Source organism: Deinococcus puniceus (assembly GCF_001644565.1).
Taxonomy (GTDB): domain Bacteria; phylum Deinococcota; class Deinococci; order Deinococcales; family Deinococcaceae; genus Deinococcus; species Deinococcus puniceus.
This window is the reverse complement of the sequence record NZ_CP011387.1, coordinates 421050-435502: the sequence shown is the minus strand read 5'-3', so window position 1 is coordinate 435502 and position 14453 is coordinate 421050. Positions and strand designations below refer to the sequence as shown.

Here is a 14453-nt window from a genome sequence, read left to right as displayed (position 1 = left end):
AATTATTTGACCTGCCCGGCGCTGGTGCGTGGGCTGAGGCGGCGAAGAGGATTGTACGCGGGGCTGGTTTCGGCGTTGAAGCCGGTGGGGTTGAGAAATTCGACCATATGCAGACGCAACGGCTGAATCACGTGGCCGATCAGGGTGAGGGCCAGCACGAAGAAGTGCAGCGCCGCGCCGAGAATGACCCCGATGATGATGCCGAGGAAGCCGATATTTTCGTACAGGCTCCAGCCCACGTCGGTACACAGTTTGGCGAGAATGGCACTGACCAGACCCACCGCGAAGATACGGGCGTAGCTGACGACTGCGCCGCCCTGCGAGAGCAGTTCGATGGGCAGCAGCGGGTAGTGCTTGATGACCCGGATCCAGCCGATCAGGAACAGGGCAAAGCCCACGTACATCAGCAGAATCAGGGGGTTGGCGAAGTTGGAGAACTCACCGAAGTTCTTGCCTGCCTGCGTTGCGAAGGCCATCAGAATCAGCGCGCCCACACCGCCGAACAGGGCGAGACCTTCCCAGACATGCACGGGGTCTTTGTGCTTGACACCCTGCTGAATGCGGATGCCCCAGCCCCACAGGACTTGCAGAATCCCGAACAGCAGCGAGAACACCAGCGCCACATTGGAAAAGTAGCTGGTTTCCAGACGGGGGAAGACAATCGGAATCAGGCCCTTGTAATAGCCCTCTGCCACCTTTTCAGGCTCGACAGGGAAGGTCAGGCCAGTCCAACCCCACAGGCGGTCAAGCAGACCGGGGTTGATGTAGAAGAAATGCATATGCTCCAGCAGGGTGCCGAAGAATTCGCCGGTGAGGACGCCCCACAAGATGGCCCAAGCCGCCATCACGTTGGTGACGAAGCCGAGGTCTTTGAGGGTCGCGGGCGGAATATACGCCCCGAAGAAGCTGAGATTCCAACCCTCGTTGCGCTTGGCCTTGCCCAGCAGCCACATTCCGAACAGCAGGAACAGCAGGCCGTAGCCGATATCGGCAATGATGATCCCGAAGAACAGCGGGAAAAACACGGCGATGACCCACGTGGGATCGAAGGTGCCGTATTTGGGCAGGCTCATCAGACCCATGACGAGGCTGAAGGGCCGCACATAGCTGTTGTTCTTCAGTTCGACCGGAATGGTGCGGTCATGGTGTTCGTCGGCCTCGTGGAGCTCGTAGCTGACGGCGTCACCGAATTTGCCCAGCGCGGCGGTCAGGGCAGGCACGCGGTCTGCGGGCACGTAGCCCTGCATGGCGAGGCTGTATTTACCCCGAGCCGATACCGCCCGCACGTCGTGAATGGCGACCCGGTCTTTGAGGGCGTCGCGCACGGCGTACAGCGCGGGGCCGTGCGTCTGCGCCAGCTTTTCGCGGGTGCCGTTCAGCGCCACTTGACGGTCAGCGCCGCCCTTCTGAATCCGCTCCATTTCTGCGGCGGCCTCAGAGAGGGGCATAGTGTCGAAGCGGCCCGGCAAGCGCAGTTCACCGAGGCGAACCTTGCCCAGCGCCGTGCGGGCGGCGTCGCGTTCCCCTCTCAGGGTTGCGATGACGCCGACGCGGTTCTGGCCCACAGGCTCGGTGGCCAGCAGGTAGCGGTCTTTCAGCGAACCTTGCAGCGCCGCGTCCAGTTCGGCCACGTTGTCGGTGGGCTGAAGCAGGAACGGCACGAGGCTCACGCGGCGGCTACGGTCTAGCCCGCCCACGATATGAGACAAGGCACGCACCGCCGGGCCGTAAGCCGCTTCGGCGTCCAGATCGGCCTGAAGCACCTGCCGTTCCTTGGCCAGCGCCCCCACCGGAACAGCGGCGGCCTCCACCACGTTTTCCCACTCGCCCTGCGCGGGCAGGGGAGCAGGAGCGGGGCGGTAAGCGCCGAGTTCGGCGATGGTGCTTTCTGCCCGTGCCAGCAGGCGTTCGTCTTCGCGGCGGGCCAAAGCGTCTTGGCCTGCCAGTGATCCCGTGTTCAGCGGGCCGCCCGTGATGGGCTTGAGGTGCAGCACCCCGGCGTCTTGCAGGGCCGTAATTACCGCTTCGCTGTCCCGCTTGCGAACGGCAATAATGACTTGCTGCATGGGGTTGATCACGGCAACACCGCCTTCAGAATGTGTTCGGCGGCCTGCTGAATCCGGGCGCTGGCCCGTTCACGCGACACCTGCGCGTCGCCCTCCGCCTGCGCGGTGGCGTCGGCACGAATAGCCTGCGTTTCTGTGGTGAGCTGCCCGTCATGTTCGGCCTGCATGGCCTGAGCGCGCGCCTCCGCGTCACGGAGAATACGGGCCGCTTCCTGCTCGGCAGCCTCGACCTCCCGCTTCGCTTCCTCGCGGGCCGCTTCGATCTGGGCGTCCAGCGCGGCCTCACGGCTGGCCAGTTCACTCAAGACTCGACTTGAAGCGTCCAAATCCCCTCCTCCTTTACCATCGCGGCTCAAGACACCCAAACAGACCACCCTAAAAACGGTGGCATGAAGAGGGTGCCAGAGCTGTGGTGGCCCGACCCTTAGAATGACGTCAGACTCAGCAAGCATCCTAACACACGCCTCCAATTGCACTGAGGGGGCATGCGTCCCGGCAGGGGCAACTTGATGAGACGACTGGCAAAAAGCACCGTCAGGTTGGCTACCGTTTCGGCCCTGAGTGCTGAAAAGAGCACAACTCTATCGGCACAGCAGCGCCCGCCACTGGGGATGCGGTCAGTGGCGGGCCAGACGTGGAGGTTCGGATTTGGGGGAAGAGAAGAGATCAGAGGGGAGTAGAGGGTCAGGCGTAGGAAAAGATTCAGTCGCCGCCGACGAACACGGGTGCGCCGAGGCCCGTTTCGCTTTCGCTGTAGCCCTGCTCGCTGTGGGCGCTGATGTCGATGCCCGTGATTTCCTGACTGGCAGGAATCCGCAGCGGCATGATCAGGCCGACCAGTTTCAGCAGGACGAAGGTGCCGAGGCCGGTAAAGACCACCGTGAACAGGACGGCCACGATCTGGGTGATCATCTGCTCACCGAAGGGTTTGCCCGCACCCGTTGTCCACGCCAAGGCTCCGGTCAAGAGTGCGCCTACGATTCCGGCCACCCCGTGACAGGCGAACACGTCTAGGGCGTCGTCGGCCTTGAGTTTGGCCTTCAGCTGCACGGCCCAGTAAGAAGCGGTGGCGGCCAACAGTCCGATCACAATGGCGGCCCAAGGGGTGACGAAGGCGCAGGCGGGCGTGATGGCGACCAGACCGACGACCAAACCGGTGGCGGCACCGACGGCGGTGGGCTTGCCGTTGCGGGCAGCTTCCCAAGCCAGCCAGCCCAGCATGGCGGCGGCAGGAGCGATCAGGGTAGTGATGAAAGCGAGTCCGGCGGTCTGGTTGGCGGCGAGGGCCGAGCCAGCGTTGAAGCCCATCCAGCCGAACCACAGCAGGCCCGCGCCCAACAGCACAAACGGTACGTTGTGGGGAATGTGGGCGGTGCGGCCATGCCCGATGCGGGGGCCGACCACGAACGCCGCGACCAACGCACTCACACCAGCGGCGATGTGAACCACAGTGCCGCCTGCAAAGTCCAGTGCGCCGTCTTTAAAGAGCCAGCCGTCGCTGCTCCAGACCATGTGGGCCAGGGGCGCGTAAATCAGCAGGCTCCAGAGGCCGCCGAACAGCAGGTACGCGCCGAAGCGCATGCGCTCCACGACTGCGCCGGAAATCAGGGCCAGCGCGATGATGGCGAACATGCCCTGAAAGGCAGCAAAGACGAAGGTGGGAATCGTGCCGCTGAGTTGGTCTTTCAAACCCTCTAGGCCGAAGTTGGCGAAGCTGCCGAAGAAGGCGTTCCCGCCGGGGCCGAAGGCGATGGTGTATCCGGCCAGTGTCCACAGGACAGCCACCAAGCCGATGGCGACGAAGCTCATCATCATGGTGTTCAGCACGCTCTGGGCGCGGGTCAAGCCGCCGTAAAAGAAGGCCAGTCCGGGCGTCATCAACAGGACGAGGGCCGAGGCGATCAGCAGCCACGCGGTGTCGCCCGTGTTCAGTTCGGGGGTGGCCGCTTGTGCCAAGGCCGCGCCGCCGAGCAGCAGCAGGGTGGGCAGGATTTTGTTCAGGTTCGTCATGTCTCTCCCTCCGGGGGCGTTCTTGGGGCCGCTCAGAAGCTCGGCGTCAGTTTCTTTTCGGTCACGGGCGTCAGGGCGGCGCTGTCTTCTTCGCCCGTGCGAATCCGCACCACCCGGTCAAGGTTCTGCACGAAAATCTTGCCGTCGCCCACTTCGCCTGTGCGTGCGCCCCGGCAAATGGCGTCTATGGCCGCCTGCACGAAGGGTTCAGACACCGCCATCCGGAATTCCACCTTGTCGCGGAACTCCACCATCACGCGGGTGCCCCGGTAATGCTCCACGACTTCTTGCTCGCCGCCGTGCCCGCTGACCCGGCTGAGGGTAATGCCGCTGATCCCCGCTTGAAATAGGGCTTCCTTGACCTGCTGCACCCGCTCGGGGCGCACAACCGCCGTGACTAGTTTCATGGCGTCTCCTTTGCACTGCTTAATTTGCAGGCCGTCAATGTTGGCTCGGTGCATCCCTGCATGGGTTCAGTGTGAGGAAGTCCGTGCAGGATGTCAACGAAAACCCGGACATCTGGCTAGATTTTGACGGTCATTTTGCACAAGTTGTCCAGAAATCAGGGTGTGCATGAAGATGACCTGCCAAACTGTCGCAGAAAAGCTAGACATTTTGCCGCCAAACGAGTAGAACACGGCGGGCAACAAAAAAGAGAGGCCGTGTGCTGGCCCCTCTCCCCTGCCGAATCTGGCGGTGAAATGCTGGTCTACAGCAATCGGCGGCCCCGCACCCGCGCCCACAGGCGGTAGGCCACCACCAGTACGCCTGCCAAACCCAGCACCGCCAGAATGGGGGCAAAAATTGCCAGCACGCTGATGGTCAGGCTGGCCCCGTCCTCGGCGGTGCTGATGACTGGGTTGCCCAAACCGCCTGTGGTTGCCGTTGCCACCGGACGAATGACCGTGCGCGTGGCTTGTACGCCGCCTGCCACGATCAGGCCCAATGCGAGGCTGAGGGCCGGGGGCACATCGGCCACACCCGCCTGAGACGCAAACAGGATGGCCCCCGCCACTGCATTGACCACGCCGCCGAACAGGTGGAGCAGATGGTCTACACCGGGAATCTTGTCGCCCACAAAGTCCAGCAGGCCGATCACGCCCACGCCTACCAACACCCATACGTTGCCCAACAAATCAAAGGGCTGCGACAGTTCCAGCACGCCAAAACGCGAGAGCAGGCCCACCACCAGCAGCGGAATATAAGCGTTCAGGCCCGCCGCCCCGGAGAGGCCCAGCGAGGAAAGCAGTCCAGTGAGGAGTTCCATACGGCTCCTTATACGCGGTGAGCGGGGGAAGTGTTGCGGGGCAGGGTTGCGGTGAGGGCAGTCTAAGGGTCTAGGGTCTAAGGGCAGGGCAAGGGCGGCCTCTGATCACCGCACTTCATCTGCCCCGGCTTGCACCGTCTCCACTTTGACTGGCTCAACCTTGACTGGCTCAACCTTGACGGTCTCCACTTTGAGCGGCTCCGGCTTAGGCCTCAGATCTGTGCCATTAAATTGCGCCTGACCTTCTTTCAGCCCGTGTTGCGCCCAGACTTCGGCGGCGTTGGCCCCCAGCCGGATCAGTTCGGCCAACGTCTCCGCTTCTTCGTCGCGCCAGCGGCTCAGCACCCAATCGCTCACGTCCCAGCCTGCCGGGGGCCGCGAAATGCCAATTTTCAGGCGTGGAAAGGCTTCGGTGCCGAGAACCCGAATCAGGTCACGGATTCCGTTTTGGCCGCCATGCCGCCCACTGGGGCGAAATTTCAGTAACCCAAACGGGCTGTCGAGGTCGTCCTGAACGGCCAGAAGTGCCTCCGGCTCCAACTTGTAAAAGGACACCAACGGCGCAACGGCTTTGCCCGACGCATTCATAAACGTCAGCGGGCGCACCAGCAGCACCTTGGTTCCGGGCGCGGCCCCCACGCGGATTTCGGCCAGTTCCGCGTCTTTTTCTTTGCGCCACGTGGCCCCCCAACGCCGTCCCAGTTCATCCAGCACCAGCCAGCCCACGTTGTGCCGGGTGCGGGCGTACTGCGTGCCGGGATTGCCGAGGCCGACAATCAGGCGCAACTCACGCCTCCAGAGAAGTTAAGATCTCGCGCCAACGTGCCTCTGTTTCGCGCACACGTAGGTCAGTTTTGGCCCGCCGGTACCCCGCCCGGAAATCGGCAAATTGGGTGTCGGTGTCGGCGAAGAGCAGCCCCAGCGCCTGCTTTGCATCAGCCACATTGCGCTCGGTCATGGGCGTGCCTTTGGCGTCCAGCACTTCATCCAGCGTGGCCATAAAGCCCGACAGCGGGCGCAACCACTGAAACGAGGGGTGGTTCATGACCAAGGAATACAGGGCGAATGGCCCCTGCACCGGCCCGTTCAGGAATTCGTATTCACCTTTGGCAAAGTCCAGCAGCGCCGAATGAAAATGCCGCAGCGCAGGCACCAGCGCCGTCAGTTTGGAGCGAATGCGTTCATCAGAAGCCGTCATGGAATCAGGGTATCAAGGGTAGGCGGGGAGGGGCGTTTAAGGAAAGGCACGCCGCGTAGTCGAAATATAGAAAGTTTGCTTACAGCCCAGTCATTTCTTTGGTATACAGGATGTCTATGCGTTGCCTTCTGTTGAGTCTGGCACTCTTGGGATCTGCTTGTGCCGAACCCTTGCGAATCACTCCTGCTACACAGCAAGTCTTACCCAACAGTCTTGTCATTCTGTCGGCCAATGAGGATGTCCTGTGGCAATCGAGTGGCGGCAATTTGGGGAGCCTACGCGGGACTCGTGTGGTGCTTGAGACCCCCGCAACCGGGGTAAGCATTACTGTGACTGCACAAGATCCGAAGGATGCGACTCGAAAGGCGTTCGCTACCGTGCAAATTCAGGCTGCCAGCACAGCAATTTCAACGCCTTGGCGAACCCATACTTTCGTTGCAGGCGACGGCTACAGCTTAGCTATTGCGGAAGATGGCCGCCTCTGGGCTTGGGGACGCAATGATAGGAAACAAGTGCCCGGAGCCAAAGCAATCGCTAACCCCGTCCCACTGCTTGTAGAAGGACTCACCAACGTATCTGCCGTAGCTACTGCGGCTGACGCTAATTTTAGTCTGATGGGCTTAGCTCTGACTGAAGATCGCAATCTCTGGGCTTGGGGGAAAGACCGAGGTACACCAGCAGTTTTAGAGAAAAATATCAAGTATGTGAGCTATGGCGCTTGCCTGCTTGTTTCTGCTGGCGACGGCACTTTTTCCTATACACGTGGTAACGGACGCTTAAGAAATCCGCTCAAAAACGTAACTTATGCAATCAGCGTCGGTAGCACAAACAGCACTGGATACATCGCAGCTATAGATAGCAATGGCAATGCTTTTATATCGAATGACTGTGATGGCACTCTAAAGAGTATCCCTGCTATCAGCGAGGTTGTGACGATTACCCCGCTCACCGACTCCAGCTTTTTGGCTCAATTACAAAACGGTACAGCCATGCGAATAGATCAAAAAGGCGCAACCGCTTTGGCTGGCTTTCAGGACATAAATAAAATGAGCAGCATCAACATGTTGGGTACTGGTGGGAGAGGCTACGTTGCAACAAAGAATGGAGAGGTTCGGGAATTTACTGTAGATAAAACAGGAACGCCTACAGTACCTCGAATAGTTAATGGATTGCAAAATATCATCGATATTAGTGTTTCCCGTACGCACGCTCTTTTTCTTGATAGAGATGGAAGGCTGTTTTCAATAGGAGACAACACTTACGGACAGTTGGGCAACGGCAGTAAGCAATCTACAGAAACACCCGTGTCAGTAATTGGTGTTAAGGTTGCTCGTCCTTGATTTAGCCAACACCCTACCAACCCATAGACCCCGGCCCGCCCTTAAACGGCCCCACCACATCCGCCGTAATCCAGCCGCCATAAAACCCGCCCGGCTGCGGCGTCACGCGCTCGCCGTCTAGGCGGCATTCGTCCATCTGGCCCGCATACACGGCCACAAATCCGGCAATGGCAGCAAAGGCAGGCGTGGGCCGCTCATAGCTCCAGCCTGCGCGGGCGGCTGTCTTTCCGCCTGCCGAGAGCGTCCAGTAGGCGGCCTCGCCCTTCCATTCGCAAAAGCTTGCGCCGTGGGCGGCCTCCAGCACACCGGGCAAAAAGGCGGCGCGGGGTAGGTAGTAACCGGGGGGATGACTGGTTTCCAGTACCCGGTAAGCGTCAGTGGTATCGGCAATAACAACGCCGCCCAGCACGACTTCTATCCGTTTGGCGGTGCGTTCCAAGCGGGGCGGGCGCGGGTAGGCCCACACGCTTTCTTGGCCTGCGCGGGGAGCAATAGGTTTGGGAGAACGCAACATGGCTCAGCTTGCGCCGGGGCGGGGCCGCTTGCCGTCAGGAAGGCTACGAAGTCCCTTGACTCTCAGTAAAAGGAAGCGGATGGTAAGGCCATGACCACGCTGCCGCTGGGTGCATCACAGACGCCGAAACCGACGCTGGAACAGACCGTGAATCTGGCCGAAATAGAGGCGCTGGGCCGCGCCGCACTGGATCAGAACGCGCACGAATACTACGCCAGCGGCGCAAACGACGAGGTGACGCTGCGGGACAACCGCGAAGGCTTTCGCCGCCTGAAACTGCGGCCCCGCATGCTGGTGGACGTGTCGAACGTGGACACCCGCACCACGCTGCTGGGCCTGCCCGTGCAGACGCCGATTGCCATCGCCCCCAGCGCTTTTCACGGGCTGGCGCACGCTGACGCCGAACTGGGCACGGCACGCGGCGCGGCCAGCATGGGCACGGTCATGACGCTCAGCACCTTTTCCAATACGCCGATTGAGGCAGTGGCAAAGCAGGCCAGCACAGGGTTCTGGTTTCAGCTCTACCTCTATCGCCAGCGCGAAATCAGTGCGGAAGTGGTGCAGCGGGCCGAGGCTGCGGGAGCGCGGGCGTTGGTGCTGACCGTAGACGCGCCGTTTTTGGGCCGCCGCGAACCCAACGAGCGCAACCGCTTTGCCCTTCCGCCCCATCTGGGCGTGCCCAACGCCGGAACACGGCAGGAATTGGCCGGAATAGAAACCGACATGGGATCGCAACTCGTCAACTATTTTCAGGGCTTGGTGGATAAGACCGTGACTTGGAACGACTTGGCGTGGCTGCGCGGCGTGACCTCATTGCCCATCGTGCTGAAGGGCATCCTGACCGCCGAAGACGCGGAATTGGCCGCTCAGCACGGCTGCCATGTGTGGGTCAGCAATCACGGTGGGCGGCAACTGGACACCGCCGTCAGTGCCATAGACGCCCTCCCCGAAGTGGTGGACGCGGTGGCAGGCCGCAGCGAGGTCTACCTAGACGGCGGCGTGACTCGCGGCACCGATGTGCTGAAAGCGTTGGCTCTGGGCGCACAGGGCGTCTTTTTGGGCCGCTCCGCCTTGTGGGGCCTTGCGGCGGGTGGGGAAGCAGGCGTCACCCGCACCCTCCACCTACTGAACGAAGAATTGCGGCTGGCCATGGCCCTGTGCGGCAAGGTGAGCGTGGGGGAACTAGGCCGGGATCTGATTCGGAATTAATCCGCCTTCTTCCGCCGCCCACGCAGCGCTTTTTCGCTTTCCAGCAACCGCTTCAGCGCCGCTTCACTGCGGGTCAGGCCTTCGAGTTCCGGGGGCAATTTGGCGGCCCGGGGTTCGTAGTCGTCCAGCACCTTACCCTCTAGGTATCGGTCAAAAATAACTGGGCAAATATAGCTGCCCCGCGTCACGGCGGGCGTGTTGCCCAAGTCGGCGGCCACATATTTCACGCATTCCACGAGGGTTTTGCGGGCGGCGCGTTCGCTTTCCGGTACGCCTGCTTCGGCCAAAAATTCGGCGGCCAGCAGGGTTCCCCCCCACGTTCGGAAGTCCTTGGCGGTAAACGGCCCGATGACTTCCCGCAGGTAGGAATTGAGGGCGGGAGCGCGAATGCGGCTGCGGGTGTCGTCCTGCACGGCCTGAAACAGCCACGGCCCCGGCAATTCCAGCAGGCGCTCTATGTTGGCGGCCAGCGTGCGGTCTTGGGTGGCCTTATGCTGCGTGACCCCGTGTTTGCCGCGAAAATGAAAGGTGACGGTGCTGCCCTGCACCCCCACATGATTTTGCCGCAGCGTACTCAGACCGTAGGTTTTGTGGTCACGGGCATAGGCGTCACTGCCCACCCGGAAACGGGCCACATGCAGCACGCGGCTCATCAGGGCCATGACCTTGCGCGGCGGCAACCCGCTGAGGCGCAGGTCGGTGGTGGTCACGGCCCGCAAGGTGGGCAAGGCTCCGGCAAAGCGCGTCAGCCGTTGCCACTTTTTCAGCGCCCCGATCTGCACAAAATCGGGATGGTAGCGGTATTGCAGCCGTCCAGCGGCGTCTCGGCCAAAGGCTTGCAATTCGGCGTCCGGGTCGGGCGACACATACACATCGGTATAAGCGGGCGGCACGGCCAACGCAGCGATGCGGGCCAAGCCGTCGGGGTCGGTGTAAGGCTCGCCATCAGGGAAGGCGTAAGCAAAGGCTTTGGGGTCATGGCCCCCGCGCCGCAAGTATTCGTCTTGAAGGAGTTCGGTGCGTCCGGGCACGTTCAGCCTTCGGCCTGCATGGGCAACTGCCACTCAATGGGCGTCAGGCCAGCTTCCTGTAGCGCCGCATTCGTCTGCGAAAACGGCTTGCTGCCCATAAATTTGGTGACGCTGAGGGGGCTGGGGTGGGCACTTTCAATGATGGTGTGCTGCGGCCCGGTAATCAGTTTGGCCTTTTTGCGGGCATACGCGCCCCACAGCACGAATACCACCCGCTCCGGCTTGGCGTTCACGGCCTTAATCACCGCGTCGGTGAACTTCTCCCATCCTTGCCCCGCGTGGCTGTTGGCTTCCCCGGCCCGGACGGTCAGAACGGCGTTCAGCAGCAGCACGCCCTGCGCGGCCCAAGGCGTCAGCGAGCCGTGTTTGGGAATCTGAAAGCCCACGTCGTCGCGCAGTTCCTTGTAAATGTTGGCGAGGCTGGGCGGCGGGCGCACACCGGGCCGCACGCTGAAGCTCAGGCCGTGCGCCTGCCCCGCGCCGTGATACGGGTCTTGGCCCAGTACCAGCACCTTTACACCCGCGTAAGGCGTGAGCTTTAGTGCCGTAAACATGTCTTCTGGGGGCGGGTACACGGTGACAGTTTCTCGCTGCTGTGCCAAGAATGTCATCAGGTTTTGAAAGTAAGCCTGGCTGGTTTCGCCTTTCAAAACTTCGGCCCAATCACCGGGCAGGGGTACGGCAGGGGCACTAGCGGCAGCAGGAACAGCATCGTCAAACAGACTGGGTTGGTCGCTCATGGCAGGCAAACTCCTTGTGGCGGCAGTGTCCTGCCTGCCCCTGCCCGGAAATGTGGGTTCGCGTCCAGCGCGGCGCAGGGTCAAGAAAGCTTAAAGCCCGGCAGCAAACGGGCCGCCCCAGTGCAGAGGGCGGCCCGCGATAAGAGGGGAAGCTTAGCCGATGGTGGCGCGGAAGCAGACGGTGTAAGCCTTGCCCGGAGCCAGCACAAAGTTGCTTGGGTTCACCGTGACCCGTCCGGCAGCCAAGACACCCAAATCGGCGTCGGCGGCGGCAGTCAGGAAAGCCTCGGCTAGGGGGGCCGGGTAGGTGACACGGATGTCTCTGCCTGCGCCGTAGGCACCAAGCTTGAAGGCGGTGTTTGCGGGCACGTTGTCGCCGAAGCCGAGTTTGCCGAGGCCGATATTACCCGTATTGGTCGTGGTGATGCAGTATTCCAACACTTCGCCGGGCTTGCCGGTGCCGGTGATTCCCACAGGCCCGTTGGCAGTGATGTTCTGCGCGGTCTTGGTGACGGTGGCTTTAGGATTGGGCGCAAAGCAGCCGTAAATCGATTTGACGCTGAAGGAGTAGTCGTCGCTGGCTTCGGTGCCGGGGCTGGTGGATTTGAAGATCACTTTTGCATCGGTGATGCTGGTCACGCTGGCGGGCAACTGCACCCAGATGTTTGTCGTGCTGGTGCGGTTCAGTTGCAGGGCAGTCGTGGCAGTGCCGCCCACCAACGTCGCTCCATTTTGGGCCGTGACGCTGGCCCGGCCACTGTAGCCCGCCTCGGTGAGGAAGGTGGCGTACACGGTGCCGTTGATCACGAGTTGTAGGGTGCTGGGCAGGCTGGCAGCGTTGTTCAGCGCAACGCCGTTGTTGAAGAAATAGCTGCCGTCTACGATGAAGCTGCCCGTAGTAGGAACGGTGTACGCCGCTGCATTGGCGATCAAGGTGGCGGGTGTTTCGCTGGTCACGTTATCGAGGAACACGTAGGCTTCCAGAGGAGAGGCCAGCAGATTGACCGGAGTACCCACCGGGCAAGTAGCGACAGGAGGCAAGGGGCGGGGGCTGACGGTGGTGGTGTCTACGGCACAGGGGTAAGACGTCTTATTACACAGTTCGGCTTTAGGGCGGGGATCCGGGTCGTTACTTTTACCCACGCTAGCGCGGTTGAACACGGTGGCTGTGGCATTGGGCGTTACGTTGACGGGCAAGGTCAGGTTCACGACACCGTTCACGGCAATAGACACGCTGCTGGTACACAGCACCCGCTGGGCCTCGAAGGGATTCAGACCAACGCCCTTGCCTTGCTCGGCTTCACCTTGGTACGTACACGTCCAGCCCGGTGCAGGAGAAAACCCGCTGGGAAAGGCCGCGCCAATGCCCACAGGCAGGAGATCTTCTACCGTAATCAGTGCGCCGCCTGTACTGGCCGTGCCTTTATTGGTCACCGTGAGGGTGTAGGTCGCGCCGGGCTGCAAGACCGTCCAAGGGCCGTTGCTGGTCTTGGTGAGTGTGAGGTCGGGAATCAGGTGGGCGCAGATGTATACCGTATCGCTGTTGTTGGCGGGATTGGTGTCTATAACCGTGACTGGCGGGGTGATGGTCACTGTGTTGTAGAGCTGGCTCACAATCACATTGACTACCGCGAAGTAGCGCACGACCACTTTGCCGCCCGATGGAAATTTGGGCAAGGTCAGGTTGGGCGCGCCTGTACCACTGGCGGCGGGGCACTGCGCGCCGCCACTGGCCGTACACGTCCAAGTCAAGTAGCTCAGTTGGCCTGCCTGACGTGGGGCATCTACCAGCTTCGCTCCATCGGCAGCGTTCGGGCCGTTGTTGAACGCCTCGTAGTAATAGGCCACCGTGTCGCCCCGGTAGTACTGGCTGATAGCGGGATCCCGGCTGGGAAAGTCGGGGTGATTGAGATCAACGTACTTGTACACCGCGAGGTCGGTCTGGGTGTTGGGGGGCTTATAGCCGTAATTGCCACCCGGTACGGTGCTGTTGGCCACCACATTGACGCCCGTTGTGGAGGTTGGGGTGGTCGCGATCAGGCCCTGAAGCGGTGCCGAGCTTGCCACCACGTCAGTTCTGTAAGCGTTGTTGAGAACGGGCAGGTTGGAAAAGGTGTACCTGCCGTTGCTGTCCGTGACCACCGTCGACGTGGAGCCGTTGCGGTCTGTTTCCTTCATGGTCACGCCTGCGATACCCGGTTCGCCATTGTCCTGCACGCCGTTTGCGTTGCTATCTTGGTACACCGTACCCGTCATGGAACCTGAAGGCAGCACACACTCCTGCAAGTACACGTCATCGACGTAAAAGTCGTTTCCTTCATCGGCGGTCGAAATGTTTTTGTAGAACACCGTACTACTGGTGGTGTTACCGGAGTTGAAAATGACGGAGCCGCGTTCCCAATCTTCGCCTCGCAGCAGATCGGTGGTTGTGCCTGTGGCCAAACCATCGACGGTAATAGCAAGCTGCGCACTCCCGCCCGGCCCACCGTAGATAGAGTTGGCGGCGTGGGGAGAACGGCCCCACAACCCGACTTCGTAGGTGGTGTTGGGCTTCAGCGTTACGGGCTGCCGCAAAAAGGTCGCCTGCGAGACTGCTCCGTTGACGGCCAGATAGGCGTCATCGGCGCTGCCCGTGGTATGGCCGGGATAGGCCTGCCAAGGGCCATAGGAATTTAATCTGGCCCCACTGCCGAAGGTGGAAGTCACTGTATATTTCTGATTGAGCACCAGAACGCCGGGTCTGCCAAAAGAGTCGAATTGCGTGGTGCTGCTGAACTGATAAGGCGCTCCAGGCCGATTCGCAGGCTCTAGATCACGGTAGAAAGCCCCCAAGGTTCCGAAGGTTCCCCGACTTTCATTGGTCACGAGGTTGGTTATTTCCAGAGTGCCGCCGTTGGCCTGACACATTGATTGGGCAGAGGCCACGCCGCCCACCAGAGGCGCGAGAAGTGCGAGGCGCAGGGCCAGGCGCGGGGATAATGTTGGCCTATACACAGCAGGCAACCAATTCAGTTTCATGTCTCGTTTCTCCAGAAGCTCCGTAGTAGGGATTGATTCTCGGCAGGGCCGCGCAACAAG

At 61.3% G+C, this 14453-nt stretch carries 13 protein-coding genes; 2 read left to right on the top strand and 11 right to left on the bottom strand.

Features of this window, described 5'->3' with window-relative positions; all coding sequences use genetic code 11:
• Positions 1-2 precede the first annotated feature (2 nt).
• The 7 genes from SU48_RS02035 to SU48_RS02005 all read right to left on the bottom strand — a co-directional run bounded on the left by SU48_RS02035 (position 3) and on the right by SU48_RS02005 (position 6541).
• Complete coding sequence (locus SU48_RS02035) at positions 3-2078, bottom strand: V-type ATP synthase subunit I (protein WP_082869617.1); 2076 nt, start codon at positions 2076-2078, stop codon at positions 3-5.
• Entirely contained in the window at positions 2075-2392 is a 318-nt protein-coding gene (locus tag SU48_RS02030) for a V-type ATPase subunit subunit G family protein (protein WP_064013790.1), read from the bottom strand. The genes SU48_RS02035 and SU48_RS02030 overlap by 4 nt, the downstream gene beginning before the upstream one ends.
• A 376-nt stretch (positions 2393-2768) precedes the next feature.
• Entirely contained in the window at positions 2769-4076 is a 1308-nt protein-coding gene (locus SU48_RS02025; RefSeq protein ID WP_064013789.1) for an ammonium transporter, read from the bottom strand.
• Between the two features lie 32 nt (positions 4077-4108).
• Positions 4109-4483, bottom strand: coding sequence for a P-II family nitrogen regulator (locus SU48_RS02020; protein ID WP_064015787.1), 375 nt, complete (start codon positions 4481-4483; stop codon positions 4109-4111).
• A 302-nt stretch (positions 4484-4785) separates the two neighbouring features.
• Positions 4786-5343 carry a DUF4126 domain-containing protein gene (locus SU48_RS02015; RefSeq protein WP_064013788.1) on the bottom strand — a complete coding sequence of 186 codons (558 nt, stop codon included), beginning with the start codon at positions 5341-5343 and terminating at the stop codon, positions 4786-4788.
• Positions 5344-5448: 105 nt separating this feature from the next.
• Positions 5449-6129 (bottom strand): aminoacyl-tRNA hydrolase, encoded by a 681-nt coding sequence (pth, locus tag SU48_RS02010; protein ID WP_064013787.1) that lies wholly within the window; start codon positions 6127-6129, stop codon positions 5449-5451.
• 1 nt (position 6130) lies between these two features.
• Positions 6131-6541: a hypothetical protein gene (locus SU48_RS02005; RefSeq protein ID WP_064013786.1), complete on the bottom strand. Its 411-nt coding sequence runs from the start codon at positions 6539-6541 to the stop codon at positions 6131-6133.
• 329 nt (positions 6542-6870) lie between these two features.
• On the opposite strand from SU48_RS02005, the gene SU48_RS13860 reads away from it, so the two are divergent.
• On the top strand, positions 6871-7881 hold the full coding sequence (locus SU48_RS13860; RefSeq protein WP_197474671.1) for an RCC1 domain-containing protein: 1011 nt from the start codon (positions 6871-6873) through the stop codon (positions 7879-7881).
• Between the two features lie 13 nt (positions 7882-7894).
• Here the strand turns inward: SU48_RS13860 and SU48_RS02000 are convergent, their stop codons facing one another.
• Entirely contained in the window at positions 7895-8395 is a 501-nt protein-coding gene (locus SU48_RS02000; protein WP_064013785.1) for a DUF427 domain-containing protein, read from the bottom strand.
• Positions 8396-8485: 90 nt separating this feature from the next.
• Here SU48_RS02000 and SU48_RS01995 point away from each other — a divergent pair, with 90 nt between their 5' ends.
• On the top strand, positions 8486-9604 hold the full coding sequence (locus tag SU48_RS01995; RefSeq protein ID WP_064013784.1) for an alpha-hydroxy acid oxidase: 1119 nt from the start codon (positions 8486-8488) through the stop codon (positions 9602-9604).
• Here SU48_RS01995 and SU48_RS01990 read toward each other — a convergent pair.
• The 3 genes from SU48_RS01990 to SU48_RS01980 form a co-directional block, all read right to left on the bottom strand.
• The gene (locus SU48_RS01990; RefSeq protein ID WP_064013783.1) at positions 9601-10635 is read right to left on the bottom strand and encodes a DNA topoisomerase IB; all 1035 of its coding nucleotides are present in this window, start codon (positions 10633-10635) and stop codon (positions 9601-9603) included. The two genes, SU48_RS01995 and SU48_RS01990, sit on opposite strands and share 4 nt — an antisense overlap.
• 2 nt (positions 10636-10637) lie before the next feature.
• A complete protein-coding gene (locus SU48_RS01985) occupies positions 10638-11375 on the bottom strand; it encodes a uracil-DNA glycosylase (RefSeq protein WP_082869615.1) in 738 nt (245 codons plus the stop codon).
• Between the two features lie 153 nt (positions 11376-11528).
• Complete coding sequence (locus tag SU48_RS01980; RefSeq protein ID WP_064013782.1) at positions 11529-14393, bottom strand: SdrD B-like domain-containing protein; 2865 nt, start codon at positions 14391-14393, stop codon at positions 11529-11531.
• Positions 14394-14453 lie beyond the last annotated feature (60 nt).